28 protein-coding genes and 2 riboswitches are annotated in these 25,119 nt (G+C 42.5%); of the genes, 17 read left to right on the top strand and 11 right to left on the bottom strand.

The features are described from left to right. Positions 1 to 43 precede the first annotated feature (43 nt). Genes VB083_RS07645 through VB083_RS07635 form a run of 3 tightly spaced genes read right to left on the bottom strand, consistent with a single transcriptional unit; the run spans position 44 to position 3,272 of the window. On the bottom strand, positions 44 to 859 hold the full coding sequence (locus VB083_RS07645; protein WP_323401931.1) for a serine hydrolase: 816 nt from the start codon (positions 857 to 859) through the stop codon (positions 44 to 46). 1 nt (position 860) lies between these two features. Beyond that, entirely contained in the window at positions 861 to 2,165 is a 1,305-nt protein-coding gene (locus tag VB083_RS07640) for a Na+/H+ antiporter NhaC family protein (protein ID WP_213689900.1), read from the bottom strand. Between the two features lie 18 nt (positions 2,166 to 2,183). Then, complete coding sequence (locus tag VB083_RS07635) at positions 2,184 to 3,272, bottom strand: dipeptide epimerase (RefSeq protein WP_213689899.1); 1,089 nt, start codon at positions 3,270 to 3,272, stop codon at positions 2,184 to 2,186. A 424-nt stretch (positions 3,273 to 3,696) separates the two neighbouring features. Between VB083_RS07635 and VB083_RS07630 the strand changes: the two genes are divergently transcribed. Next, entirely contained in the window at positions 3,697 to 4,332 is a 636-nt protein-coding gene (locus VB083_RS07630) for a TetR/AcrR family transcriptional regulator (RefSeq protein WP_213689898.1), read from the top strand. 27 nt (positions 4,333 to 4,359) lie between these two features. On the opposite strand, the gene VB083_RS07625 is transcribed toward VB083_RS07630, so the two are convergent. Beyond that, the gene (locus tag VB083_RS07625) at positions 4,360 to 4,878 is read right to left on the bottom strand and encodes a type 1 glutamine amidotransferase domain-containing protein (RefSeq protein ID WP_323401930.1); all 519 of its coding nucleotides are present in this window, start codon (positions 4,876 to 4,878) and stop codon (positions 4,360 to 4,362) included. A gap of 114 nt (positions 4,879 to 4,992) precedes the next feature. Between VB083_RS07625 and VB083_RS07620 the strand changes: the two genes are divergently transcribed. The 12 genes from VB083_RS07620 (at position 4,993) to thiE (ending at position 16,735) form a co-directional block, all read left to right on the top strand. Next, the gene (locus VB083_RS07620) at positions 4,993 to 5,679 is read left to right on the top strand and encodes a DUF5752 family protein (RefSeq protein ID WP_213689896.1); all 687 of its coding nucleotides are present in this window, start codon (positions 4,993 to 4,995) and stop codon (positions 5,677 to 5,679) included. Next, positions 5,676 to 6,923 carry a glycosyltransferase gene (locus tag VB083_RS07615; RefSeq protein WP_213689895.1) on the top strand — a complete coding sequence of 416 codons (1,248 nt, stop codon included), beginning with the start codon at positions 5,676 to 5,678 and terminating at the stop codon, positions 6,921 to 6,923. Before VB083_RS07620 ends, VB083_RS07615 begins: the two co-directional genes overlap by 4 nt. Further along, positions 6,920 to 7,720 carry a trehalose-phosphatase gene (gene otsB, locus VB083_RS07610; protein WP_213689894.1) on the top strand — a complete coding sequence of 267 codons (801 nt, stop codon included), beginning with the start codon at positions 6,920 to 6,922 and terminating at the stop codon, positions 7,718 to 7,720. Before VB083_RS07615 ends, otsB begins: the two co-directional genes overlap by 4 nt. A 16-nt stretch (positions 7,721 to 7,736) precedes the next feature. Next, positions 7,737 to 9,260: an alpha,alpha-trehalose-phosphate synthase (UDP-forming) gene (locus VB083_RS07605; protein WP_213695713.1), complete on the top strand. Its 1,524-nt coding sequence runs from the start codon at positions 7,737 to 7,739 to the stop codon at positions 9,258 to 9,260. Next, positions 9,241 to 9,768, top strand: coding sequence for a nitroreductase family protein (locus VB083_RS07600; RefSeq protein WP_213689892.1), 528 nt, complete (start codon positions 9,241 to 9,243; stop codon positions 9,766 to 9,768). Before VB083_RS07605 ends, VB083_RS07600 begins: the two co-directional genes overlap by 20 nt. 14 nt (positions 9,769 to 9,782) lie before the next feature. After that, positions 9,783 to 10,310: a nitroreductase family protein gene (locus tag VB083_RS07595; protein WP_213689891.1), complete on the top strand. Its 528-nt coding sequence runs from the start codon at positions 9,783 to 9,785 to the stop codon at positions 10,308 to 10,310. A 152-nt stretch (positions 10,311 to 10,462) separates the two neighbouring features. Then, positions 10,463 to 12,916 carry a DNA gyrase subunit A gene (gyrA, locus tag VB083_RS07590; protein WP_213689890.1) on the top strand — a complete coding sequence of 818 codons (2,454 nt, stop codon included), beginning with the start codon at positions 10,463 to 10,465 and terminating at the stop codon, positions 12,914 to 12,916. After that, entirely contained in the window at positions 12,916 to 13,548 is a 633-nt protein-coding gene (locus VB083_RS07585) for a phosphatidylserine decarboxylase family protein (RefSeq protein ID WP_213689889.1), read from the top strand. Before gyrA ends, VB083_RS07585 begins: the two co-directional genes overlap by 1 nt. Then, on the top strand, positions 13,532 to 14,266 hold the full coding sequence (gene pssA / locus VB083_RS07580; protein ID WP_213689888.1) for a CDP-diacylglycerol--serine O-phosphatidyltransferase: 735 nt from the start codon (positions 13,532 to 13,534) through the stop codon (positions 14,264 to 14,266). Before VB083_RS07585 ends, pssA begins: the two co-directional genes overlap by 17 nt. Positions 14,267 to 14,292: 26 nt before the next feature. Beyond that, a riboswitch (TPP riboswitch) is annotated at positions 14,293 to 14,397 on the top strand. Between the two features lie 52 nt (positions 14,398 to 14,449). Continuing rightward, complete coding sequence (thiD, locus tag VB083_RS07575; protein ID WP_213689887.1) at positions 14,450 to 15,295, top strand: bifunctional hydroxymethylpyrimidine kinase/phosphomethylpyrimidine kinase; 846 nt, start codon at positions 14,450 to 14,452, stop codon at positions 15,293 to 15,295. Then, positions 15,270 to 16,118 carry a hydroxyethylthiazole kinase gene (gene thiM, locus VB083_RS07570; RefSeq protein WP_213689886.1) on the top strand — a complete coding sequence of 283 codons (849 nt, stop codon included), beginning with the start codon at positions 15,270 to 15,272 and terminating at the stop codon, positions 16,116 to 16,118. The genes thiD and thiM overlap by 26 nt, the downstream gene beginning before the upstream one ends. Next, positions 16,115 to 16,735: a thiamine phosphate synthase gene (gene thiE / locus VB083_RS07565; RefSeq protein ID WP_213689885.1), complete on the top strand. Its 621-nt coding sequence runs from the start codon at positions 16,115 to 16,117 to the stop codon at positions 16,733 to 16,735. Before thiM ends, thiE begins: the two co-directional genes overlap by 4 nt. Before the next feature lie 70 nt (positions 16,736 to 16,805). On the opposite strand, the gene thiW is transcribed toward thiE, so the two are convergent. The 5 genes from thiW to thiT are packed head-to-tail and all read right to left on the bottom strand — an operon-like array spanning position 16,806 to position 20,274. Beyond that, on the bottom strand, positions 16,806 to 17,336 hold the full coding sequence (gene thiW / locus VB083_RS07560) for an energy coupling factor transporter S component ThiW (RefSeq protein WP_213689884.1): 531 nt from the start codon (positions 17,334 to 17,336) through the stop codon (positions 16,806 to 16,808). Next, positions 17,311 to 18,255 (bottom strand): ABC transporter substrate-binding protein, encoded by a 945-nt coding sequence (locus tag VB083_RS07555; RefSeq protein WP_213689883.1) that lies wholly within the window; start codon positions 18,253 to 18,255, stop codon positions 17,311 to 17,313. Before VB083_RS07555 ends, thiW begins: the two co-directional genes overlap by 26 nt. A 28-nt stretch (positions 18,256 to 18,283) precedes the next feature. Next, complete coding sequence (locus VB083_RS07550) at positions 18,284 to 19,030, bottom strand: ABC transporter permease (protein ID WP_323401929.1); 747 nt, start codon at positions 19,028 to 19,030, stop codon at positions 18,284 to 18,286. Further along, complete coding sequence (locus VB083_RS07545; RefSeq protein WP_213689881.1) at positions 19,027 to 19,764, bottom strand: ABC transporter ATP-binding protein; 738 nt, start codon at positions 19,762 to 19,764, stop codon at positions 19,027 to 19,029. Before VB083_RS07545 ends, VB083_RS07550 begins: the two co-directional genes overlap by 4 nt. 6 nt (positions 19,765 to 19,770) lie before the next feature. Further along, the gene (thiT, locus tag VB083_RS07540; RefSeq protein WP_213689880.1) at positions 19,771 to 20,274 is read right to left on the bottom strand and encodes an energy-coupled thiamine transporter ThiT; all 504 of its coding nucleotides are present in this window, start codon (positions 20,272 to 20,274) and stop codon (positions 19,771 to 19,773) included. Between the two features lie 51 nt (positions 20,275 to 20,325). Continuing rightward, a riboswitch (TPP riboswitch) is annotated at positions 20,326 to 20,434 on the bottom strand. A gap of 106 nt (positions 20,435 to 20,540) precedes the next feature. Between thiT and VB083_RS07535 the strand changes: the two genes are divergently transcribed. Both VB083_RS07535 and VB083_RS07530 read left to right on the top strand, forming a co-directional pair. Continuing rightward, complete coding sequence (locus tag VB083_RS07535) at positions 20,541 to 21,866, top strand: methyl-accepting chemotaxis protein (protein WP_323401928.1); 1,326 nt, start codon at positions 20,541 to 20,543, stop codon at positions 21,864 to 21,866. A gap of 13 nt (positions 21,867 to 21,879) precedes the next feature. Next, positions 21,880 to 22,689, top strand: a complete 810-nt coding sequence (locus VB083_RS07530) for an alpha/beta hydrolase (RefSeq protein WP_213689878.1) — start codon at positions 21,880 to 21,882, stop codon at positions 22,687 to 22,689. Positions 22,690 to 22,691: 2 nt separating this feature from the next. Here VB083_RS07530 and VB083_RS07525 read toward each other — a convergent pair whose 3' ends face one another. After that, entirely contained in the window at positions 22,692 to 23,372 is a 681-nt protein-coding gene (locus tag VB083_RS07525) for a prepilin peptidase (protein ID WP_323401927.1), read from the bottom strand. 94 nt (positions 23,373 to 23,466) lie between these two features. On the opposite strand from VB083_RS07525, the gene VB083_RS07520 reads away from it, so the two are divergent. Then, entirely contained in the window at positions 23,467 to 23,925 is a 459-nt protein-coding gene (locus VB083_RS07520) for a universal stress protein (RefSeq protein WP_213689876.1), read from the top strand. Positions 23,926 to 23,976: 51 nt separating this feature from the next. On the opposite strand, the gene VB083_RS07515 is transcribed toward VB083_RS07520, so the two are convergent. Further along, a complete protein-coding gene (locus VB083_RS07515) occupies positions 23,977 to 24,363 on the bottom strand; it encodes a hypothetical protein (protein ID WP_213689875.1) in 387 nt (128 codons plus the stop codon). A gap of 159 nt (positions 24,364 to 24,522) precedes the next feature. Here VB083_RS07515 and mce point away from each other — a divergent pair, with 159 nt between their 5' ends. Beyond that, on the top strand, positions 24,523 to 24,924 hold the full coding sequence (gene mce / locus VB083_RS07510) for a methylmalonyl-CoA epimerase (protein WP_213689874.1): 402 nt from the start codon (positions 24,523 to 24,525) through the stop codon (positions 24,922 to 24,924). The last annotated feature ends 195 nt before the right edge of the window (positions 24,925 to 25,119 follow it).

Below are 25,119 nucleotides of genomic sequence, written 5' to 3'. Positions count from 1 at the left end.
TATCTTATGAGACAAGGGGCTGCATTGTTGCAGCCCCTTGTTATTATGCGTCGAAATAGCCTTTCCCAAAATGTTCGAAAATAATGGCTCCTATTTGGGCGCATAGATCAACTCCAGCTACTCTGTTTGAGAGGTTCCTTGTCAGTACAGTGACAAGAATGGGATGATCTGAATTGTAGAAGAAAATTCCTGCATCATGTTCTGAGCCAGGTAGTTCCCCCGTCTTATGAGCGAGGAAGCCTTCAATTTCATCAACGTCATTGAAGGGAACTAAAGAAGGAAGTTTAATATTTAGCTTTTGAGCAGAGAGCATCTCCAACATTCTCTTTCTACGTGAAACGGGAAGAGATGTGCTTGTTAGTATCTTTCCCAGAAGATTTGATATATCTTCAGGTGTCGTGTAGTTATCTTTTCCTGCTTTTTTAGCCTCAAAATCTAACATTTTTCGTCCAAGTATAGTTCCTTTTAACCCTAGCTTTTTGATTTCGTTATTGATTTGATCAATGCCAAGTCGATCTATAATAAGGTTTGTTGCCGTATTGTCGCTAACTGCGATCATCAAAAGAGCAAGGTCTTCAAGGCGAAGTTTTGCCCCTTCTTTATAAAGATGAAGGAGACCACCTTCCACTTTATCCGCTTCTTTTAATGTAATGGTTTCATTAAGAGCTAACTCCTCTGCGTTCTCCTTGGAGAAAAGAGTCCATAGTATAGAAAGCTTAATGAGACTGGCAGAGGGAAACGATTGCTCTCCGTTGAGAGAAAAAGTTTCATCATTTTTAATATCTTTGATAATGATTCCAGCCTTATTGGTCATCCCTTTTGAAATGAGAACTTGTTCTATTTGCTTTTTCCAGCTCATCTTACATCGCCACTATAATTGCTCGAATAAGAACATAAATAACGGTGCAAACAACAATGAGCCAACCGTTACATAGTACGGACTTAAGATCGTCAGATCTGGCAAGTCCCATTTGCCCCTGCATATCTCCTTCTGGAACGGCAAAAGAAGTCATTTGAGATCCAACCAGAAGAACAACAACCCATAGCGTCATGGGGACGTTGAGTGATTCAACCAGCGGTCCGAACATTTTATTTATAACCTCTGCCTGAGCTACGGCAGCTCCTGGAACACCAAAAATGCCAACCAAGGTGGACAGGCCGATGAAGCCTACAGTTCCGCTCTGTTTGACCAGAGGCTCAAGCATTGTGGCTAAAGCCTGGAAAGCACCTGTGTCTGAAATGAAGTTAATGAAAGGATCAAGCAATACGAAGAAGAAGAAAAGCCAAATAAGTCCCTTGGCGCCTTCACAGATAGCATCAATGATCTCTACAATCTGAAGACGCCCAGCAAGGCCTGTGAGAAGAGAAGCAAGAATCATGACGGCAACAACAAATGTAGAGCCGCCCTCTATATAGATTCCGTAGCTTACGGTGCAGAGCATTGTGACAAGAAAAACAAATGTGGCTCGTTTTACATGAGGGGTAGATCTCAGTTCATTGGCATCAATTTTTTCTATGTCAGCTTCGGAATAATGATTTTTACCAGCTGTTTTCTTCTGAACTCTTGATGCCCAGAAGAAAGTTACGATCCACATGATTACAGATATTGGCAATCCTGCGTTAAGCAAAACCTGAGGATATGAAAGTCCGGTAAACTCCATTAATGCAACCATAGGAGGAGTAAAGGGCCCAAGAAATAGGCCTGAAGCGCCTGCTCCGTGAAGCAATACTGCCATTGCATTAGGTGTGACTCCAACGGAGGCTGCGATAGGAATCAATATGGGAGCTAAAATAGCATTTCCGCCAGCCAATGTTCCAAGTAAGCTGACGATGAAAACAGAACATGTCATCGTGACTAAAAATGCCTTTTGAGGGGAGTTTACGTTCATTCTCCGCGTTACCATATAGACAAGTTCTTTTACAACGCCTGTTTTCTTTAATACTTGTCCCAATCCGCCGCCGAGTAAAATAATAAGGCCTATATACCCTAAAAAGGAACCGAGCCCACCTCTTAATCCTTGCGCAATGTCCATAATCCCATGATGGCCTATGATTGCTGCCACAACGATACCTACAGAAACAGCAAAAATCTGCCCGAAACGACTAAAGCATAATACGATGTACACAAGAAGAGGAATAAGACCTAACAATGTTCCATGCTCCATAATAATGCCCTCCTTTTTTTAATTCCATTGTGTGCCGGGTACATTTGTAATTCCCAGCCCGGCATCTTCTCCTAAAACGATTTCAGGACCTATGAAACGGGCGTCACCAACATCTAGTAATGAAGAACAAAGCAGGGGGCCATCTATATCGATACGAGTAATGTTGCTTTTGGCGAGAGCGAGATGGACAGCTGCACTGGCGCTAATCTGACCTTCTAACATGCTTCCTAACATGACTTCTGCTCCAAATATTTCGGAGATAGCAATAATTTTTATGGCGTTTGAAAGGCCGCCACATTTCATTAATTTTATGTTGATCATATCTGCCGCTTTGCGCTTCAGAATTTCTAAGGCGTCTTCGGGACTCCATGCGCTTTCATCTGCAACAACGGGAATATAGGTGCTTGCTGTAACATAAGCCATGCCACCTAAATCGTGGGCTTTTACCGGTTGTTCCACAAGTTCTATGTCAAACCCGGCATCTTCCATTCTTGTTAAAATGCGTACAGCTTCTGAGGGTTGCCAGCCTTGATTGGCATCAATGCGAATCTTGACATCGTATCCTATGGCCTCTCGTATGGCTCGAATACGGTCAAAGTCTTTTTCCGTTTCTTTCCCTACTTTGATCTTTAAGATTTTGTACCCTCCGTTAACAGCATTTATTGCATCTTTTGCCATTTCATCGGCTTCATTAACACTTATGGTTACATCAGTCTCTATACTTTTTTTGTTTCCTCCGAAGAGTCTATAGAGAGGTGCGTGTAAGCTCTTGCCCCAAATATCAAAAAGAGCCATATCTAAAGCTGCTTTTGCACTTGTATTCCCGATAATACATTCATGAAGGGCTTGAAGGTTTCCTTCCAGGTCTTCTGCGTCTTTTCCGATAAGAGACGGACGAATATGATCATTGATAGCTCCAAGAATTGCACCTGTAGTATCGCCGGTGATTTTACCGGTAGGAGGAGCTTCTCCATAACCGACAACACCTGCATCTGTTTCTATTTTTACGACCACGTCATTAATAGAATTTACCGAGCGAACTGCAGTTTTAAAAGGTTTTTTCAATGGGAGTGACATATTCCCTGTTTGAATTGAAACGATTTTCATCCTTTTCTCCCCGATCTTTTGAATTCAAACAAATGAGTATTGTAATGCCTGTGCCGTGTCTCGTCTTGTCAATTCATCCCCCTTCTGATTAAAAATAAAAAAACAGCAGGTATATTCCCTTCAATACAAGGGGTACACCTGCTGTTTTTCATCTTCTTTGCTGATCGGGCTTTTCGATCAGGCCGACAGATAAAGCAGCTTATTTAATTGTACAAACTCTACGTTGAGCTATTTCAGGAACAGATTCTCATCTGTTGATCTTAAATAGCGTGACTAGAGTTTCGAAGCAACTTAAAAACATATGCAAAACTGAGTATATCTATAATTGAAATTTTTTTCAAGGTATAGTAAATCTGTAAAGAATAATTAAACTTATTAATATTGAGGTCATCCACGTAATAAGTGACTTTGTGGTACATTAATTATGAGAAAAGGGGTGAGGATCATCAGGAATAAGGAGCTTACAAAAAAGAAAATTTTGCAAGCAGTAGAAAGAATTCTTTCTCAAGAGGGTTTCCAAGAGCTAGGAATTAATCGTATTGCTCGAGAAGCTGGAGTCGATAAAACATTAATTTATCGATACTTTGGCGGTCTATCACAATTACTTAAAGCATTTGTTGCTCAGGGAACATCCTGGCCTTCTTTTGATGAGATAGTACAAGAAGCGAGACAATGTGGAGAAGAAACAAAAAATATGGCAGAATCAAGCCTATTCCTGTTAAAAGGGTACATTAGAAAACTGCAAAATTCTGTTCTTGCGCAAGAAATACTAAAAGGAGAATTACTTTCGCAAAACGAACTATCAGAAGAAACTGCTCCTGCAAGAAAAAAACAGGGCATTGCTCTTGTTGAGCAAATGAAAAAATCTCATTGTCACTCTTCTGTTGATACATCGGCTATTGTCGCTTTACTCTCTGCAGGCCTAACATATCTTATGCTGCGAAGTCAGACGACTCAGACATACCTCGACATAGACATTCGTTCTGAAGCTGGATGGAACAGAATAGAACGTGCTCTGGAAAAACTTGTTTACGGGGTCTTCCAGGCAGATAGCGAATAGATATAAATTCTGTTTCGATGGAGCATATTACTTTTTCCCGAGCACTTCGAGTATTGCCTTTGTAAAAAAAGGCAGATCCGATGGCTTTCTGCTCGTTATTAATTTGTCGGATATAACCACTGGTTCATCTACCCATATCGCTCCAGCACACTGCATGTCATCTTTTATGCTGGGGAAAGATGTTACTTGATGTCCTTGAAGTATGCCAGCTGAGACAAGAACGCTGCCCCCATGGCAAATACTGGCTATGACCTTTCGAGTTCGATGCATTTCTGCTACTAATGAAACAATCTCAACAGACATTCTCAACTTGTCAGGAGCCCAACCTCCAGGAATGATAACCGCCGAGGGCAAGTTTTCCATAAGGCTTTGAGGTGAGTATGTTGCGTCTACTGCAGTATTGTATTTCCCCATATAATGACGGGGTGCAACAGGAGCTACAACTATTGGGAAGAATCCTTCCTCAATAAGACGATAATAAGGATACCAAAATTCAAGATCATTAAAATTTTCCTCTACAAGAATGGCAACTTCTCTTCCTGTCATTTTCGTTGTCCCCTCCCTTTTTTTATCTGTGTTACAATTTTACTGCATATTTATACTACACCAAAAATACAGAAAACTCAGCTTTGTCTTTTTCAAAAAGGAGGCTGATATTCTATGGTCGCTTTTGTGCAAAACGGAAACTTTCAGTTCAAAGAATGTACTCTTATTCCTATCAGTACGGGAATCCAGGCTAGAAATCTCCAAGAGCTTCGTGAGGGGATAGAAGAAGTTCCTATAAGTTGCCTGCATTACCATTTCTGGGGAAGAATCCTCAGCCCTCAATTTCCCGAATCTGAATATGTTAACGATTTTGCATCATGGACACGAGAATATCTTCATGAAACGGCACTTTCTGAAAAATTAAGTGCTTTAAGCCCCGATTACAAAGGAGATTTAGAGGAACTTAGAGATGACCTTATCGATCTTCTTGACGAATCTCTTTCATCAGAACATTTTATGAGCTGGAAGCAAGCCGATAGAGCTTTTCATTTTACACAGACACAACTGATTATCGTAGAGACCTCTCTGGTGGCAGAGAGCCCTGAGAATTTAGCTGAAGCAGTAGCTTCTTCGAGCCGGGGAAGTATTTTTTTCCACTTTATAGAGGCGAAACGTCGCGTTCGGGAAGATAGAAGAGATGATTTCTCTAGATGGCTTGAACATTTTGGAGAAACGACTGCTGAGGCGAGAGAAAAATTGTCCATTCTTGATCCGTATTTGTATTCTCTTACGGAGCTTCGGGAAAAGATAGTGGCAATTCTCGGGAAAAGTCTTGTCATAGAGGGGGTAGAGAGGCTATGACAGAGCTTTTGGAACAATATGGGTCTATCGCAGGAGAACAGGTTATAAGTAGTTTGTACCGTTTTGCAAATTTCCTTCAGGGCAAAAAAGTGGTTCATGTTAATTCGACGCGAAAAGGAGGTGGCGTTGCAGAAATTTTACGATGTATGGTTCCTCTTTTGAATGAATTAGGCATCGAAACACGTTGGGAGGTTATAGAAGGATCTGAATCTTTCTTTGTTGCGACAAAGTCTATTCATAATGCCTTGCAGGGATTAGAAGTTCCTTTTCCAGAGTCATATCGTGAAATATATATTGAGACAAATAGAGAAAACGCGGAGAAAATGCGAGATCGTTTGGAAGATGCAGATTTTGTTTTTATTCATGATCCGCAGCCTGCGCCTCTTCTTTCTTTGTGTCCTAAACGGAGGGGAAAATGGATTTGGCGTTGTCATATAGATGCAAGTTCTCCCAATAGGAACGTTTGGAAAATGCTTCGTCACATTGTATCTTCTTATGACGCCTCCGTTTTCTCTCTTGCTGATTTTTCCCAGCATTTACCGCACTCCCAGTATCTTATCCCTCCAAGTATTGATCCCCTCAGCGAAAAAAATATTATTCTTTCTGAACGGGAGGTAGATGATGTTTGCCAACGTTTTGGAATAAACAGAGCACGTCCTCTTATAGTTCAAATTTCACGATTCGACCTCTTTAAGGATCCTCTTGGGGTAATTAAAGGGTATCAAATGGCAAAACAACATGCCGACATGCAACTTGTTTTAGCGGGAGGAGGCGCGACAGATGATCCAGAAGCAGGGGCTGTTCTTGAACAGGTTAGAAATGTTGCCTCTGATGATTCGGATATTCATGTAATAGAGCTTCCTTCTGATGCCCACAGAGTTATTAATGCACTACAGGCTGCCGCAGATGTGATTATTCAAAAATCGATCAGAGAGGGGTTTGGACTTACTGTTGCTGAAGGAATGTGGAAATATAAACCAGTTATTGGCGGAGATGTTGGTGGAATTCGTCTCCAAATTATAAATCGTTACAACGGTTTTCGTGTGCAATCTGCAGAAGGTGCTGCCCTTCGATTGCGCTATCTTCTTGCACATGGAAGACGATGCAAACGGATGGGGCAAAATGCTCACGAATATGTACAAGAGAATTTTTTAATTACAACTCATCTTCGTGCCCTTCTTGCTCTAATGCTCTGTCTTTCTCAAGATAGTTCAAATGACTTTGAAATGTGTATGACATCATGACAATGCGTGAAGTCCCCTCAATTTTTTGGCAAGAAATGATGAAGAGCAAACAGCCGCCTCTTTTATTATGTGATTATGATGGAACTCTTGCTCCCTTTACATCAGAACGAGATAAGGCTTTCCCCTGGCCTGGAGTGATTGAAGAGTTACGCACTGTTATAGCAATTTCAGGAATCGTTGTCTTGATATCAGGAAGGTCTATCGCAGAAGTTAAAGAGCTTTCACAATTGGAAACAGGCATTGAGATTTGGGGATATCATGGTGCAGAACGTATGACAGTAGATGGCATTATTCATAGAATAAATCTTGCTCCATTATACGAAGCGGGGCTTGAAAAAGCTTGGCAAAAGGCTATGGAAGAGTCTCTTCAGACATGGATCGAGAGAAAATATGTCTCTTTGGCACTTCATTGGAGAGGCAGGAATATTGCGCTTTATCAAGATAAACTCAAAAAAATTATGGAGTATTGGAGTAAGTTACAGGTCGAGTATGGTTTAAAAATTCTTTCTTTTAACGGAGGAGTAGAAATTCTAGCACCAGGATTTGATAAGGGGAAGGCTGTCAAGACAATACTAAGTGCATATCCAGATTCTATTTGTGCTTATTTAGGTGATGATGCTACTGATGAAGATGCCTTTGCGGTTTTGCAGAAAAGATGTATGGGAATTCTTGTCTCAGATGAAGATCGACAAACATTAGCTGATGTAAGGCTTGTTCCTCCATGCGAGGTCTTATCTTTTTTCAGATGTTGGAAGAGATGTCTGCAAGAGAAGAGAGGGGAGATGAACCACGACTAATGCTGATAGCCACCGTATGGTTGTCGTTTCCAATCGTTTGCCTATAATTTTGCAGAAGAGAGAAGATTCATGGTTCGTGGAACCAGGTTCTGGCGGGCTTGTAACGGCTCTTACCCCTGTATTGCGAGATCGCGGCGGAATGTGGATAGGGTGGCCGGGAACAAAAGAGAGAATAAGTTTAAAAGCTTTACGAAATGTTTTGGGCCCCATTTCGGAAGAGACTGGATTCAGAATAGTTCCCGTTTTACTTGAGAAGAGCGATATTGATGATTATTACTACGGTTTTTCCAATTCCATAATTTGGCCTCTTTTTCATGATTTGGAGGCTCACTGCCGTTTTAAGGCCGAATATTGGAACGCCTACGTCAGTGTCAACCATAAGTTTGCCTCTATCGTAGCAAAACACTCATTGGAAGAAGACCTTATATGGGTTAACGATTATCAATTAATGCTGCTTGCAGGCAGGCTTGAGCGATTAGGTGTGCAACGCCCAACAGCTTTTTTCCTGCATATTCCCTTTCCTTCCCCTGATATCTTTATGAAACTTCCATGGCGTAAAATGCTGATAAAAGAGCTTCAACGTTATTCTTTCCTCTGTTTCCAAACTCTTCGTGACAGGCGAAACTTTATTGAATGTGTAAAATCTTTTTCCCCTTCAGCTCATGTCATAGGGCGTGGGGCTATTGTCGAACTAGCGATTGGGAATAACAGAATTCGAGTAGGTAGTCTTCCAATCAGCATCGATTATAAAAAATTTCGCTCTTTGGCTTCGACAAAAAAGGCTGCGCTGCGTGCTCAAGAGATACGTAAAGAAATTTCAGGCGATTGCCTCATGCTTGGAGTTGATAGGCTTGATTACACAAAAGGTTTACCTGAGAAATTGAGAGCTTTTGCTCGGGCTCTCGAAAAATATCCAGAACTCCAGGGGAAAGTGACTCTATTCCAATTGGTGATTCCGAGTCGTGAAGGAGTTGTGGAATATTGTGTGCTTCGTGACGAGACTCAAAAGCTTATCAGTCAAATAAACGGACGATTTTCTACAACGGCTTGGATCCCTGTTCTCTATCGTTACGGAACAGTGAATCAGGAGGAATTGGCAGCGATGTACAGGGCAGCAGATGTAGCGTTGGTTACTTCTCTTAAAGACGGAATGAATCTCGTTTGTAAAGAATATTGTGCTTGTCAGCCTCATTACAAAGGAGCTTTGATTCTAAGCGAGTTCGCGGGAGCGGCTTCCCAGCTTCGTAACGGAGCTCTTCTCGTTAACCCCTATGATGTAGAGAGTACTGCCGATGCTATATATTACTCTGTTACAATGAATGAAACGGAAAAAAGGAATAGAATGAAAAGAATGTGCAAATCCATACGAGAACGGGATGTCTATTGGTGGGTTGATAATTTTCTGCGTGGAGCAGCAGGTAAAAAACTTGAAGATTTTCCAGAAGCAACTATTCCTGAAATATGGCCAGGATTGAGGAAAAGGGGCTATGCACAAAGAGAGAAAAAAGGCGGTGAAAGCAATGGGAATCAGAGATCATGAAGCAATTCGTGCAATATTAGGTAGAAGAAGCATTCGGCGTTTTGAAGAGAAGCCTGTAGAGAAAGAAAAAATAGAGCTTCTTATTGAATGTGGGTCGGCGGCTCCCAGCGCAGCTAACAGCCGTCCATGTCATTTTGTTGTTGCTACGGATAGGCCTATTCTTAATCGTCTGGCGGAGGATCATCCCTATGGCAAAATGCTTTTTGAAGCACCTCTTGCCATTATTGTGTGTGGAAATCCAGAAAAAAATGATTTTGCCCGACGTTATTGGGAAGAAGATTGCTCTGCTGCCATGCAGAATATTCTTGTTGCAGCTCATGCAATTGGTTTGGATGGTGTTTGGCTTGGCGTTCGGCATGCGGAAGGTTGCGAAGAAGCTATTCGAAAAATTCTTTCCATACCAGCCCATATCGCTGTATTAGGAATTGCAGCTTTAGGGTATGGAAAGGAGAAAAAGGATCCGCATAAGGGAATCGAAGAAGGAACGTTGCATGTAAATGGCTGGTGAAGGGGTGTATATCAGTGAATAAAAGAGATAATACGACAATACAAATAATACTTGGGCGTAGAAGTATTCGAAAATTTACTCAAGATACGGTAGATCAAGATATTGTAGATATTCTTCTCGAATCAGCTTTTGCAGCTCCAAGTGCTCATAATAGAAGGCCGTGCCATTTCATTGTTGTACAACAGAGAGAAGTTCTTGACAAACTCGCAGAAGCTCATGATTCGGGGAAAATGTTACATGAATCACCTCTTGCTATTGCTGTCTGTGCCGATACGTTGTCGTGTCCAGAGGAAGATTTGGCCTGGATTGAAGATGGAGCGGCCGCACTCGAAAATATATTGTTAGCAGCCAGGGCATTTGGCCTTGAAGGTGTATGGCTTAAAGTTATGGATCGACATCCCCGGGAAGAGCTCGTAACTCCTATTTTAGCAGTTCCTGATGGTGTCAAAGTTATTGGAATAGCTGCATTAGGGTATCCGGCAGAACATAAAGCTCCCCATGAAGGTGTAAATAAAGAGCGAGTGCACCGTGAAAAATGGTGAATAATGTAAATAGTTAAGAAGAGATATGGCGGGGGAGAGAGCTTTTAGGCCTTCTCCCTTTTTTAGTAAGCTTGCCTCGAACGTGTTAAAATACTATAGTTTGCTATTCTTTCGATTGTTTTTTAGGAATTTATTGTGGAGGTAGAATCTATATGGAAGAGAAAAAAGGCGAGCCCCTATTTGGAAAAGTCCTCCCTTTACCCTTGGTGGAGGAGATAAAGCATAGCTATCTTGATTATGCGATGAGCGTCATTGTAGGGCGGGCTCTCCCAGATGCCCGAGATGGGCTGAAACCGGTACAGAGAAGAATCCTCTATGCCATGACGGAGTTGGGACTTCGTCATAATACGGCGTATAAGAAATCTGCTCGTGTCGTCGGAGAAACGATGGGTAAATATCACCCACATGGTGACTCGGCAATCTACGATACTATGGTTCGAATGGCCCAAAATTTCAGCATGCGTTATCCCCTTGTCGATGGACAAGGTAACTTTGGATCTATTGACGGAGATCCTGCGGCAGCAATGCGTTATACAGAAGCTCGGTTGTATGAAATTGGAGAGCTTATGCTTGCTGATATAAATGAAAATACGGTGGATTGGGGACCTAATTTCGACGAATCACTCGAGGAACCCCTTTGCCTTCCGGCAATGCTACCCAACCTTCTTATAAACGGAAGTTCGGGTATTGCTGTAGGAATGGCTACCAACATTCCTCCCCATAATTTGGGAGAAGTTATTGATGCTCTTTGTTACATTATTGATGTTGATCCAGAGCATATTGATATAGGAGAGATATTAGCAAGGTTACCTGGTCCTGACTTCCCTACCGGCGGCGTCATAATCGGCAGAGATGGAATCATAGATGCCTATCGTACGGGACGGGGCAAAATTACAATGCGTGGCAAGACCCACGTAGAAGAGGGAAAAAGAGGTAAAACCTCTGTAGTAATCACAGAAATTCCCTACATGGTCAATAAGACGAATCTTATTGAAACAATTGCCAAGAATGTTCAGGACAAAACGATTGATGGCGTTATGGACATTCGTGATGAATCTGACCGTGACGGCCTTCGAATTGTTCTTGAAGTCAATCGTGATACAGATCCTAATTTGGTCTTGCGGCAGCTTTATCGTCGAACACAACTTCAGAGCACTTTCGGCGCTATTAATTTAGCTTTGGTGGACGGTCATCCTAGAGAACTCTCTATAGAAGAAATGCTTTCTATTTTCCTTGACCATAGGCGAAGTGTTGTTCGTAGACGAACACAGTTTCGTCTGGAAAAAGCCCAGGCCAGGGCGCATATTGTTGAAGGTCTCGTAAAAGCACTCGATATTATTGATGCGGTTATCGCTCTTATTCGAGGATCAAGTACCACTGATGAAGCCAAGAAGGGGCTTGTGGAGAAACTAGAATTTTCAGAACTTCAGGCTCAAGCTATTCTTGACATGCGCTTGCAGAGACTTACTGGACTGGAGCGAGAAAAACTTGAGGCTGAGTTAGCCCAGCTTTTATCAGATATAGAACGCTTCCAGACGATTCTGGGGAACGCGAAGGTTCTTGATACAGTCATTAAAGATGAGTTACTTGATATGAAAAAACGTTTCGGAAATGAGCGAAAAACAGACATTATAGATGCTGTGGAAGATGTCTCTTTAGAAGACCTTATCCCTGAAAGTGATATTGTTGTTGTGCTTTCAAGAGATGGATATCTGAAACGTAAAGATCTTGAAGAGTACTCTCTCCAGGGAAGAGGGGGTAAAGGAAGAAAGGGAGCTTCTTTGCAAGAAGAAGACGAGATAGCTCTGGTTGCTGTGACAAGTACTCACAGAGATATCTATCTCTTTACCTCGTTGGGTCGTGTCTTTGCCTTGAAAGGTCATATGGTTCCAGAATCGAAAAACGGACGTGGTAAGTTAATTAACCGCTTTGTTGCCTTGGAAGGAGAGGAACGAGTGGTGACCATGCATGGCCGTGCTGTAGAGGGGGCAGAATATGCCTTCTTCATTACGAAAAATGGAACGGCTAAGAGACTTGATCTTTCCGAACTTAAAAATCTGACACGAGCTGGACGGAGAGTTTTAGGACTTGACGAAGGCGATGAAATCGCAGAAATCGTCTTGACGTCGGGAGACGATCACTTGCTCATAGTAACGGCTCAGGGACAGGCCCTTCGTGTTCATGAATCCGAATTCCGACCTATGGGGCGCATGGCCAGAGGCGTTCGGGCTATGCGTTTAGGGCAGGGAGACTACGTTATTGGGTGTGATGTAGTTGCCGAAGGCCGATGGCCTTTGCTTTTAAGCGAAAAAGGGGTTGGAAAACGAACGCGCTACGAAGAGTTTGCTCTTCGGCATCGTGGTGGTAGCGGTGTTATCGTAATGAATCTAAGCGAGAAAACAGGAATGATAGTAGGTTGCTGGAGCGTTGCAGAAGATGACGAGATCATGGCCATTACCAGCAGAGGTCGAATTATTCGGCTCGCAGTTTCAGACACGCCTGTTTTGGGAAGAACTGCTATGGGGAGTATTATCATGAGACTGGATGAAGGCGATATTCTAGCTAATGCTAGTGTTGTAAATACAAAAGAGGGCGAAGACGAGTAATGATTGCTCGTGATGGTTGGCCTCTCATTATCTTTACAGGATTTTTAACAGGGGGGAGCTTTTTGCTCTCCCCCTGGATGGCCGTTGTTATGGGTGTCTTTTTTGCCCTTGTTGTTTGGTTCTTTAGAGATCCTGAAAGAGACCTTCCAGAAGATGTCGAAATGTGGGTTTCTCCTGCAGATGGTAAGGTTGTCGAAATAGAAGAAGTGGAACATCCCTACACTGGGCGGGCGTTAAAAGTTGGAATTTTTATGTCTCCTTTTAATGTGCATGTCAATCGAGCCCCTTATGAAGGAACAGTAGAGTTCCTAGAGTATGTTCCAGGTAAAAAATGGATGGCTTTTAATCCTAAGGCATCTGAAGAGAATGAACGCATGTATGTCGGATTGAGAACAGATCATGGCCCAGTTCTTCTTGTACAGATTGCTGGCTTCTTGGCGCGAAGAATTGTTTGTCGACTGAAGCGGGGCGAAAAAATCTTACGCGGACAACGTTTTGGAATGATAAAATTAGGCTCTAAGGTTGACGTCTATCTGCCTTTGAGTGTAAAGTCCACAGTAACTGTGGGGCAGAAAGTAAAGGCGGGAAAATCTGTGTTGGGAGTGACGGCGAGTAATGAGGAAAATGAATAAAAAGCGGCATCTTTCTTTTAGAGAAATTGCGCCCAATATGGTAACAAGTGGAAACTTGCTGTGTGGCATGCTGTCGCTCATTCTTTCTTTTCATGGGCGCTTTATTCCGGCAGCATGGCTTATCTTTTTTGCAGTCTTTTTTGATTTTATGGATGGCAAAGTTGCCCGGAGTTTGGGTGGCGGAACACAATTTGGCTTGGAATACGATAGTATTGCTGACGTGGTGAGCTTTGGTGTTGCTCCTGCCATGCTCATGTATACCAATTATCTGAATGGGTTTGCGGGAGTCACTGGTGCGCTTACTGCCTGTTTCTTTGCTCTGTGTGGAGCTTTGCGTTTGGCGCGATTCAATGTCGTTCATGTCCCTGGACCTTTTCAGGGATTGCCCATTCCTGCCGGGGGGCTTTTTCTGGCTTCTTTCGTTATAGCTGGCCTTGCAATTCCTTCTGCTTTTGCTGCTTTTCTGGCAGTTGGGACTGGCATCCTTATGATTTCAAGTGTTCCATATGGCAATTTAAAGGGACTTCGTAAGGGCAACACGAATAAGAAGAAATTCCTTTTCTTGGGAATGGTTGCTATGGGACTCATTGCCGTTTTACATACATCGGCGCCTCTCGCTGCCATTTCTATCTATGTAGTAAGTGGGTTGCTCCACTTTGATTGGGGAAAGTGGCTTTTATTGAAAGAGGACGAAGACCCACTGAAGGAAAGTATTTAGATCGACATAAGAATCAAATGTAAATAAAAATATTACAGGGGAGCACTAAGCTGAGAGGAAAGTCGGTAGACTTTCGACCCTTATAACCAGATCCGGATAATGCCGGCGCAGGGAGTCTTTATTCAGGAGGAGTTCGCCGAAATACGGACGCTCCTCCTTATTTTTTGAGGAGGTGCACATTCTTTGGCACTATATCGGGGAAATGCATTGACTATCGCAGGAAGTGATTCGGGTGGTGGCGCTGGAATTCAGGCAGATATTAAAACTTTTGCCGCCCTTCGTGTTTTTGGAATGTCTGTGATTACTGCAATAACGGCACAAAACAGCCTAACAGTAAAAGAAGTTCATGACGTTCCTCCCAGCACTGTCGCAGCTCAACTAGATGCCGTTTTGTCCGATTTTAGAATTGGCGCAGCCAAAACAGGCATGCTGAGCCGACCCGAAACTATCGCTGTTGTATGTGAAGCTCTTCGTAATTATCAGGTATCAAATCTTGTTGTTGATCCTGTTATGATCTCCCAAAGTGGGGTCAGCCTTATTTCTGATCCGGCAATTCAGGCTTTAAAAGAACAGCTTTTGCCTCTTGCTTTAATCGTGACGCCTAATATGCCAGAGGCAGAGAAGCTGAGCGGAATAGAAGTTCATACTACAGAAGATATGGAGAGAGCTGCTCGATTGATTTCCGGCTTGGGCCCGAAGGCTGTTTTGGTTAAGGGTGGGCATATGGACGTTGAGAAATCGAAGGATACAGTTGTTGATGTCTTGTATTGCGAGGGAAAAACAACTGTTTTTGAGGATCCTCGCATTGATACTCAAAATACCCATGGAACAGGGTGTACTTTAAGCGCTGCTATAGCTGCTGAACTTTCTGCCGGAAGAGAATTGTTGGAAGCAGTGTCGCTTGGACGTCAATACTTGCGTTTGGCATTGCTCCACAGCTTTAAACCAGGCCATGGATGGGGCCCCTTGGGGCACGCTGTAACACCAGAGTGGATAAGAGGCTATGAGGCAGAAGAGAGCAAATTATAAAGGCATTTATCTCTCTGAAGTTTGGGAAAGTGTTAGGCAACATCGTCCCCTCGTGTACCATATAACAAATATGGTTGCGGCAAACTTTCAGGCGAATGTGTGTTTGGCTGCTGGGGCTTCTCCTTTAATGTCTTTAAAGACGGAAGAGGCACCTCTTTTTGCCGATCAAGCTGATAGCATCCTTATCAACACGGGAACGCCAACTACTGAAAGTTGCGACTCTATGCGTGCTGTCTTGCCGGTTATAAAAAAGAGGGGGAAACCACTTGTTCTTGATCCTGTTGGATATGGAGCGTCTCCCTTTCGTATTTCTATAGTTAAAGAAATACTTGAGAGCAACGTCGTCTCTGTAGTAAAGGGTAATCGTGGAGAAATGAGCCTTCTAGGTGAGGAAAAGGGGGCTGTTCTCGGTGTTGACTCTCTTGGCAGCGATAATATTGAAAGGGCTCTTTTGCATATAGCTTCCAGCTATGATGTGGTTGCTGTTGCGACAGGAGAAGACGATATGGTGGTCACAAAATCGTCACCTTTTCTTCTCTCGCTTCCAGGAGGGAATAGTCTCTTTCCCCAAGTAACGGCCAGCGGATGTGTCGTTGGAACATTGATTGCTGCTTGTGCGGCAGTAACAGCTGATTTCGAGCTTGCTGCGACAACGGCTCTTGTTGCTGCTACGCTAGCGTCTGAAAGAGCATCTCAAAGAGGGAATGTAGAAGGTCCAGCTTCTTTTCAAAATGCTTTCATCGATGAAATATATCATCTTTCGCCAGGTGCTTTCTCAGAATATGACGAACGTTTTGTTTGCAAAGAGGTGGAAGAAAGATGAATGTTAGAGATTTTTTGAGATTATATGTTATTCCAGATTTGAAAATAGGGGCGCCAAGAACTCTTTTGGAACAGACAGAAGCTGCTTTGAAAGGGGGCGCTACTTTGATACAGTTACGTGATAAACAGTCAAATGGGCGTGAACTCTTTGAAATCGCTGTTGCGATGAAAAAGATTTGTCACAAGTATGGAGCTCCTTTAATTATTAATGATCGCTTAGATATTGCCTTAGCAGCAGAAGCTGATGGAGTACATCTTGGTCAAAATGACCTGCCTTTGGAATCCGTTCGTTCTTTTTTACCTGAAGACTTTATTGTCGGTGTTTCTGCTCATACAGTGAAAGAAGCTCAGGAAGCACTGCATAATGGAGCGTCGTACATAGGAATTGGTGCGGCTTTTCCGACAGGAAGCAAAGGCGATGCCGATGTGGTTGGAGTATCCCGAATAGGAGAAATCATAAAGGCTGTTTCTATTCCTGCTGTTGGTATTGGCGGCATAACGGAAAAAAATGTTAAAGATGTAATGGCAGCTGGTGTTGATGGTGTTGCGGTTATTTCTGCAATAGTCAGTTCTGAAGATATTGAAGAAGCGGCACGCCATTTTTTGAGCATTATGTAATTTCGAATTTGAAAAAGAGCCGGCAGAAAAATTGCCGGCTCTTTCTTTAGGGGTACTAAGGAAACGCGTCTTAAATAAGATCTTTGAAAAGGCCCATTTTTTTTGTCATAACGACAAGGGCAAAACCGAGAAGAGCTCCTGGAATACTACTTGCTAAAAATGCTATCTGAAGGGCTCCAAGAGCAGGTGTCTTCCCTATAGCAGGCCCGATAACGAGAGCTGATATTGTAGCTCCGATGGGTCCGGTTCCGAGAGGTTCTACCAAGGCTGCCCAATTCTTTTTGAAGAAGCGATATGCAAAACCCACCATAAGAGCCCCAGGAATACTTCCAGGAAAAGCAAAGAGGCTTCCAGTTCCCATCATGTTTCGAATAAAACTCGTTACGAAAGCTATAGAAGCCGCCCACCATGGCCCCAAAAGAATTCCAGCAAAAACGTTGATTGTATGCTGAAAGGGAAAGCACTTTGTTGGACCAAAGGGAATATATATACCTGAAAGAAGAACCCCCGCTGCCGCAAGTAATCCTGCAAAAGTAAGCTTCTTTATATGTAGTCGTGATGAAGCTACTGCTGTGTTATTTTCCGTTCCAGAGAATGCCATTAATTTGTACCTCCTTTGATACCATTCCTATAGAAAGGGCAAAATCTGCAAATTTTTGCCATTTCTCGACGCTGAAAGTCTGTTCTTCAGCATAGAGGTCGATTGTCTTCCCAAACGCTGCTGTTTCCAACTCCCTCGAAGCTTCAGGAACAGCCTTGAGATAGGCTTCCAGAGCCTCTTCTGGGTTTTGTCGCGTCACGTTTATTGCTTCTTGAACAGCTTCCTTGAATCTTCTTATCGAATCTTCCTTTTCTTGTAGCGTTTTATTTCCTGTAACGAAAACAAGCTCGTCATAGTCTGGTATTCCATGTTTTTCGAGTTCAAAATATCCGGGAGTATAGCCGTGCTGTTCAAGCTCCACAACTTCATAGTTCTTGTAAGGCCCCATAATAGCGTCAACTTTTCCACTGGTGAGAGAAGGAATAATAGTAAAACCTACATTGATCAGTTCATAATTTTTCAGACCATTTTCTTTCGCGAAACCATCAGTGAGATGATCCATCATTCCGGGCACGGTATAGCCAATTTTCTTTCCTTCCAGATCAGAAGGAGTCTCAATATCTTTCCCCCCGATAAAAAGTAGTGTCGTTAATGGATGTCCTACGAGGCGTCCAACAGCTTTGATTCCAATGTTTGATGAGGCTGCAATAATGATTTGGGGCTCATAGCCAATTGCAATATCAATGTGAGATGCAGCAGCCAATTTGAGTGGGTCTGAAGTTTCTGAAGGACTCACTATAGATACATCGAGATTAAATTGATCAAAAATGCCCTTTTCTTGAGCAACATAAAGGGGTAAATGATCGATGTTAGGGAACCAATCAAGCATAACAGTCAGTTTTTCTTGTGCAAAAACAGTCCCAGAGAGCAGCGTAAGCAACATTATCAATGCACACAGTAAGGCACGTACTTTTTTCATATTAAAAATCACCTTCTCAAAAAAGATTTTATTTCTTCCATGCAAGTGCTTTTTTCTCGATAGCACCCACAATTATCCAGAGAGAAACTCCTATTACTGTCAGCCATAAAATTGAAGCAAAAACGAGGTCTACTCGAAGTCTGGCATTTGATTGAATCATGAGATAGCCAAGTCCACGCTGCGCGCCTACCCACTCTCCGATCACAGCTCCTATTGTTGCTACCGAAACTCCAACTTTTAACCCCGCTAAGAAATAGGGCAGGGCCCACGGCCAATAGAGATATTGAAAGGTTTTTAGAAAGGGAGCCCCCATAAGGGTAAAGAGCTTTCTGTAGTCTTCATCGCAGCTTTTCAAACCTTCGAGAAGATTGACGACGATGGGGAAAAAGATAATGAGAGCTGCCATAAAGACTTTGCTCCATATGCCATATCCGAACCAAACGACGAGAAGAGGTGCCAACGCAAAAACAGGAATGGCTTGTGATGCGACGAGAATTGGCGAAAAAGCTTGTTCCACAGATGGAAATACGAACATCATTATGGCAAGGGGAATAGCTATGGCTACGGAGAAAATAATACCCAGCAGAATCTCAGCACCTGTCATAATAGCGTGATAGGTAAGAAGAGGTGCTTGTTGAATCGCGACATATAAAACTCTGGAGGGAGCTGGCAAAATAAATGGTGGAATATCTCCATATCGACAGACCAGTTCCCAGATAAGAATTAAGAATGTTAAGAAGCCTAGAGATAGTGCCGATCTCTTCATAAATTTCATGATTTCATTTCCTCTTCCAACTCCAAGAGTATTTTTTTCTTGAGGGCAATATATTTTCCTGAATTAAGATCTCGTGGTTTTTTTGACGATAGAGTAATAGTCTCTCGTATATTCATTGGAGGTTGAGTGAGAACAATAATTGTATCAGCGAGAAAGAGAGCCTCGTCTATGTCATGTGTAATCATAAGAACGGTTTTATGAAAATCGTTTTGAAGAGTAAGCAACAATGTCTGCAAACTCTTTCTCGTGATTGCATCAAGGGCTGAAAGAGGTTCATCTAATAACACTATTTCCCGCTCAAACATAAGGGTGCGAATCAAAGCGCAGCGTTGTCTCATGCCTCCTGAAACAGCACGAGGAAAATATGAATCAAAATTTTCCAAACCAAAACGCTTAAAAAGTTCCTTTACCTTTTTTTGAATGTCACAACTATTTTGCTTAGCAAAAGCACGAGGGAGCAACGCATTTTCATTAAGAGTGAGCCAAGGTAAAAGTAAGTCTTTCTGTTGCATATAAGCAGCAGCTTTTCCAAGATGTGGCAGACTTTCTCCTAACCATGTAATAACTCCCTCGTCTCTGTCTATCGTTCCAGTCAGAAGGTCAAACAACGTGGTTTTTCCACATCCTGACGGGCCGATTAATACAGTGAAGGAACCTCGCTTCATATTTAAATTGAAATGATTGATAATGGGTTGGCCGTTATAGCTTTTCCCTATGTGATCGAGACTGAGCATATGCTATTATTGCCCGATTTTATTGAGTCTTCCCCAAACGAGGTAGGTGATGATAATACCAAGGGCAAGATTGGGTATCATATAACTGGCATTGTAGACTGTAGAGTATAGCCATACATTTGTTCCTTCGGGAGCATAACTTGCAAAGAAAACGACGCCAGAGAGTATATGGCATACAAGACGAGCAAGTGTTCCTAAAGTGAGACCGGCCCAGAGAGGTTTGCGTATCAATGCAGCTAACCCAAGAACGCCAAAGGCAAGAGGATAGTCGAGAAGAGCCTGAACGGGGTGGACAACATATCCACCGAGAAGAAGCTGTATAATTCCAGCGACAGTACCAGCACCGAACCCATATTTCAAGCCGTGTCGGAGTGCAAAAATAAGCAAGGGAATATTTTCAAGGGTAACAGAGCCTCCCTGAGGCATTCTCCATAGCTTAATGTATGAAAAGGCCACGGTCATGGCTACAACAAGAGCCCCTTCAACAAGAATCTTAGTTTTATTACGCATTAGAAATTCCTCCTTGATAGGCCTAGCCGGAGGAAGGTGAGGTAGTGTTGAAAATATTACGCTGGACTTCCCTTCGCCGGCATGACCCGGATCAGGTTCCAGGGGTCGAGACCATCCGTCTCCTCTCAGCCGGTATACGCCGACTCCCCCAGTACTCTGTATTTGTCAACGCTATTTTGACCCCTTTAGACTTCTTTGTCAAATCGTAAGGAAAGAGTACTATAATTAAAATACTATGCATTTAATCGCCGATGGGGGTGACGAGTGTGTTCGAAACTATAATGAAGATGTTGCGTCAGGTATCCATCAAGTGTAGATTGGCAGTACTTATTCTTTTCCTTTTTATATCCTTAGGTGGTCTTTCTCTTCTTTCGATCTTTAATAAAGTTCAAGGCCAGCTCCTTTTAGGGATGCTTGCAGCCTTTTTATGTGTAGGTGGAATTATAAGTTATTTTATTTCTTATTCAATTACGTCTGCTACGACAGCCACAGCTGAGGGGCTACGGGAGTTGGCAGATGATTTAGATCTGACTTTTAGAACCTTTACATGGGCAAAAGATGAGATTGGAGATGTGAGTCGATCTCTTAACTATTTTCTTATAAAACTTAACGAGGCTATGGTAACAGTAGATGGCGTGGCGGGAACTCTAACTGAATCTTCAGATTCTATGAAATCTCTTACCGAAGTATCAAGGGGAAAAACAGTATCAATTAGTGCTAAGATGAAAAATGCTACAGAAAATATGGAAAAATTGGCGCAAGGAGTTGAAGAGATTAATCAGACGGTTTCTGAAATTTCTGAAGTTGCTCAGCGTTCTGCTTTGAGAAGTGCTGAAACGGCAGAATTGGTGAATATGGCTCACCGTTCGGGGAGTTCTGGCCGTAGCCGATTACGAGAGACGACAGGAACAGTTCATACTGTAGCAAATCATGAGAAAATGTTTGCTCAAAAAGTAGAAGCTCTTTCTGAGAGTGCCAACCAGATACAGTCTTTTGTTGCTACTATTTCTCATATAGCTGATCAGACAAATTTACTTGCTTTAAATGCAGCTATTGAAGCAGCCAGGGCTGGAGAACACGGCAAGGGGTTTGCTGTAGTTGCTGAAGAGGTTCGGAAACTCGCTGAAGAAAGCCGGCAGGAAGCTGGTCGTATCGATATGCTAGCTCAACAGATCAGCACAGATTTAACAGAAGTTGTAAACACTGTAAAAAGTAACGTAACCTCATCGCTAGAAGCGGCCCAGTCTGCTGAAGAGACAGAAAAAGAGATTGAGCAGATTCTTCAGACCTTGGAAAAAATAAATGAATCAACTCAAGATGTCGCTTCAATAGCTCAGGAAGAAGCTGCTAGCTCCGAAGAGATAGCGAGTCGTATTCATCTTATAGCAGAAAAAGCTGGAATTATTTCAGAGAATATACATTCTGTGACGCAAGAAGCATCAGTACTAAAATCTCTTGGAGACGAAGTCTTTGAATCTTCAGAGAGTGTAAAAAAAGTAGCCTTAAAAATGAGAATGGATGTCGGGGCTTTTAAAATACTAAAAGAGGATGAGTCATCCTCAAGGAGAGTAAAGGTTTTATCTCCTGATTAGGGGAGGAGTATTAATGAAAAAAGAAACATTCACTATACCAGGAATTTTCGGGGATCGACACGTCATTATAAATCGCCTTTCTCAAAATGAAGATACCAAAAAAATCATAGTCCTTTTCCATGGAGTTCATGGTTGCGCTTCTCTTGAGGAGGGAAATAAATATGCTGTACTCGCAGAGATGCTTCTGCCGTTGGGCTTTACGGTATATCTCACAGAGACTAGTCGGATTCGGCGCGATCGGAGCTTCTTCGGAGACGACAGAGAGTGTTGGGCCCGTACTGCATTTAAAGGAAAAACGTATGCTATGGATCTATTCGATGTGAGCGCTGCCCTTGAGGAGATAGAGAAACGTCACATGAATGATGAAATATATTTATGGGGTTTTTCTCTGGGAGGAATTCATTCTATTTTGATGGCAGGTGGAAGTTACCGTGAAAAATTAGTAAATGGTGGTCTTTGTGCGCCTTCCCTTGATGTTGCACCGGCAGGTATTATTGTCTCTGGCAGCGGCGATAGCCTTGATGATAGGGATGAATCGTTGGCTTTAAAGTTACCCATTCTTGACACTATTGGTGATAACACTCTTCTTTACAAGTCCGCTCATTCCATTAGGTCCGGGTGGTTTGTTAGTTTTTACGGGGAAAACGATCAGACATTTAGCATGGATGCTTGCCGCCGTCTCTTTGATGCCGTTAGTACATCAGATAAAGAGTTTATTGTTATACCAGGTGCGGATCATGCTTTTAGAAAAATGAGAGGACTTGCCTCTATTCAGCCATTGAAGAAAATGGTATCTCACGTAAAGGCTCGTTTGATGGAGTAAATTTATAAATTCCATGGCCAGGGGAGCGAGATGCTGAAGAAACGCTCTAAAAATGAAAAGGTGGCAATGGCAATTATTCCTCCAAAGGCAAGAAAAGGGGCAAAAGGTATAGGTTGTTTTTTGTGAGCCCGACGTAGAAGTAGCAGCAAGGCGGCAACGAGTCCTCCTGTAAGAATGCCAATATATATGCTATATAAAGAGAGGTGGAGACCTAAGCCAGCACCCATTCCCCCCATGAGCTTAATATCTCCGCTACCTAAGCCTCCCTTGCTGAGTAAACGAATAAGCAACATGATTATCATGCCTGCAATAGCACCTGTTATGCCATCTATAAAAGGAGATAATCCTGCAATAGCGCGAATGAATAAACATATCCCTCCCATCAGAATTGGTACGATATCAAAGATAAAGCCACTATATAAATCTGTGAGAGCAGAGAGAAAGAGTCCCATTGAAAGAAGTAATGTAATAAGAAAAGAGAAAGAAACCCCTTCCCGCAGAAAGAAAAAAGAGCAAGGAAGAGCGAATATGAATCCTGCAACAAAAGGTTTTGAAAATACTTTTCTTAGAGTAGATGTTTCAGGAAGAAAAGTTTCTTGGGTCATGCGAAAAGCTAACTTTTCTATATATATTCCCATAAAGAAGAAAAAAAGAAACATAAAGACCAAAAATAATGTATCCATTCCTTCCTCCATAAAAAATTTTTAGAGTATTGAAAATAGTCTCAGCCTATCCTTTATAATAGTGTTACTATAGATCTTAAAGGGGGGAAGAACCATGCCGAAAAAAATTCTTGTAGCTGTCGATTTAAGTAAGGTATCAGAAGAAGTTTTCGCTTACGGGTGTTCTTTAGCCCTGCGTTTGGGAGTTCATGCAACCTTTATCCATGTTATGCCTCATCCCACCCTGTGGAAAGGATATGAACCCTGGCTGCCACCAGAAATCGACATGGAGATATCTGAGATAGCTCGTAAAAAACTAGAATATTACTTTAGAAAAGCTAAAGAGCGCATGCCGGAACTTGCTAACGTAGATTTCGATATGGTTGTTAAAGAGGGCAGTCCCTCTGATGTCATTATTGATTACGCTAAAACTGGAGATTACAACCTTATTGTCATCGGTTACCGAGGGCAAAGCACAATAGAACGACTAGTCGTTGGTAGTACCGCTGCAAATGTGGCACGTTATGCTCACTGTTCAGTACTTATTTATCGCCCTGGTTTAGAGGTTTTCTAAGAAAGAGGGGCAAAGGCCCCTCTTTCTGTTTCTTTATGTTTTTATGATTACTTACTTTTTAGTTCTTCCCTTACTTCCATAACGTTCTTGTCCATATGTGCGTGTTTTTTCAGCAGACTCATGTCTGCGATTACCTTTATCAAGGTTTTTTTGAAATTCCTTCAGCAATCGATCCTTTTTTTCTTGTTCCTCGTCTTTGAAATTAGACTGAACATCCCTGTCGATATATTTTAAATCGATAAGAGCCTGAATATAACGAATATCAATGCCTGTCGCTTCTGATAAACTTTCTACATCATAATTCCGAGAGGCATTATCTCGCAAAAACTCCCTTACTCGTCGATAAAGGTTATCAACTTCATCAAGACATTCGGGACAAATCTTTCCTCGCGACGAAGAAAATACTTTTCCACAAAGTTTACAAGTAACAAGATTCAAGGAGTTTCCCCCCCTTCTTTTTATTTCCCTTAAATTATAATTGTACATTATAAATAAGGATTACAGGACGTGGCAAATCTATTTTTCTTTGTTAAGATTAGTAGCGCTGATATTTCAGGACATGATGGAAAAAAGAATAGATAAAAGGAGGACTGTTTCATGAAGGTAACTGTTGTTGACCACATAGGTGTCGCTGTAAAAAATATTGAAGAAGCGTTGAAAGTATGGGAAACCGCGTTGGGAATTACATGCGCAGGTGTGGAAGAAGTTGAAGAACAGAAAGTTAAGACAGCTTTTCTTCCGGTAAAGGATACTGAAATTGAGCTCCTTGAGCCGACTGCTGAGGATAGTCCTGTTGCTAAGTTTATTGAGAAAAAGGGAGAAGGAATCCATCATCTTGCATTGCGTGTTGAAAATCTTGAAGAAGCACTCGCAGAGTTAAAGGAAAAGGGCGTTCGCTTGATTGATGAAAAGCCAAGATATGGTGCTGGCGGAGCGAAAATTGCCTTTGTCCACCCCAAAGCTACAGGGGGAATTTTGCTTGAGCTCTCAGAACGTTAGAGGGGGCAACTAGAGTTATGACGAATCGGAGTATCGAAGAACTTTGTGCAGAACTGGATCGCAAGCGCGCCGAGGCCCAGCAGGGCGGTGGAGCGAAGGCCATAGAGAAGCAGCGATCGAAGGGGAAGGGGACAGCGCGCGATCGTATCGCGCAGCTTCTTGATGAAGGGACCTTTATCGAACTCGACGAGCTGG

This window comes from Aminobacterium sp. (genome assembly GCF_034926885.1).
In the GTDB taxonomy this organism is placed as follows: domain Bacteria; phylum Synergistota; class Synergistia; order Synergistales; family Aminobacteriaceae; genus Aminobacterium.
This window is presented reverse-complemented; position numbering and strand designations above follow the sequence as displayed.

Coding starts and splice junctions, on each gene's coding strand:
- VB083_RS07645 (WP_323401931.1), bottom strand. CDS start 859: ATGAGCTGGAAAAAGCAAATAGAACAAGTTCTCATTTCAAAAGGGATG.
- VB083_RS07640 (WP_213689900.1), bottom strand. CDS start 2,165: ATGGAGCATGGAACATTGTTAGGTCTTATTCCTCTTCTTGTGTACATC.
- VB083_RS07635 (WP_213689899.1), bottom strand. CDS start 3,272: ATGAAAATCGTTTCAATTCAAACAGGGAATATGTCACTCCCATTGAAA.
- VB083_RS07630 (WP_213689898.1), top strand. CDS start 3,697: ATGAGAAAAGGGGTGAGGATCATCAGGAATAAGGAGCTTACAAAAAAG.
- VB083_RS07625 (WP_323401930.1), bottom strand. CDS start 4,878: ATGACAGGAAGAGAAGTTGCCATTCTTGTAGAGGAAAATTTTAATGAT.
- VB083_RS07620 (WP_213689896.1), top strand. CDS start 4,993: ATGGTCGCTTTTGTGCAAAACGGAAACTTTCAGTTCAAAGAATGTACT.
- VB083_RS07615 (WP_213689895.1), top strand. CDS start 5,676: ATGACAGAGCTTTTGGAACAATATGGGTCTATCGCAGGAGAACAGGTT.
- otsB (WP_213689894.1), top strand. CDS start 6,920: ATGACAATGCGTGAAGTCCCCTCAATTTTTTGGCAAGAAATGATGAAG.
- VB083_RS07605 (WP_213695713.1), top strand. CDS start 7,737: ATGGTTGTCGTTTCCAATCGTTTGCCTATAATTTTGCAGAAGAGAGAA.
- VB083_RS07600 (WP_213689892.1), top strand. CDS start 9,241: ATGGGAATCAGAGATCATGAAGCAATTCGTGCAATATTAGGTAGAAGA.
- gyrA (WP_213689890.1), top strand. CDS start 10,463: ATGGAAGAGAAAAAAGGCGAGCCCCTATTTGGAAAAGTCCTCCCTTTA.
- VB083_RS07585 (WP_213689889.1), top strand. CDS start 12,916: ATGATTGCTCGTGATGGTTGGCCTCTCATTATCTTTACAGGATTTTTA.
- pssA (WP_213689888.1), top strand. CDS start 13,532: ATGAGGAAAATGAATAAAAAGCGGCATCTTTCTTTTAGAGAAATTGCG.
- thiM (WP_213689886.1), top strand. CDS start 15,270: ATGAGGCAGAAGAGAGCAAATTATAAAGGCATTTATCTCTCTGAAGTT.
- thiE (WP_213689885.1), top strand. CDS start 16,115: ATGAATGTTAGAGATTTTTTGAGATTATATGTTATTCCAGATTTGAAA.
- thiW (WP_213689884.1), bottom strand. CDS start 17,336: ATGGCATTCTCTGGAACGGAAAATAACACAGCAGTAGCTTCATCACGA.
- VB083_RS07555 (WP_213689883.1), bottom strand. CDS start 18,255: ATGAAAAAAGTACGTGCCTTACTGTGTGCATTGATAATGTTGCTTACG.
- VB083_RS07550 (WP_323401929.1), bottom strand. CDS start 19,030: ATGAAATTTATGAAGAGATCGGCACTATCTCTAGGCTTCTTAACATTC.
- VB083_RS07545 (WP_213689881.1), bottom strand. CDS start 19,764: ATGCTCAGTCTCGATCACATAGGGAAAAGCTATAACGGCCAACCCATT.
- thiT (WP_213689880.1), bottom strand. CDS start 20,274: ATGCGTAATAAAACTAAGATTCTTGTTGAAGGGGCTCTTGTTGTAGCC.
- VB083_RS07530 (WP_213689878.1), top strand. CDS start 21,880: ATGAAAAAAGAAACATTCACTATACCAGGAATTTTCGGGGATCGACAC.
- VB083_RS07525 (WP_323401927.1), bottom strand. CDS start 23,372: ATGGATACATTATTTTTGGTCTTTATGTTTCTTTTTTTCTTCTTTATG.
- VB083_RS07520 (WP_213689876.1), top strand. CDS start 23,467: ATGCCGAAAAAAATTCTTGTAGCTGTCGATTTAAGTAAGGTATCAGAA.
- mce (WP_213689874.1), top strand. CDS start 24,523: ATGAAGGTAACTGTTGTTGACCACATAGGTGTCGCTGTAAAAAATATT.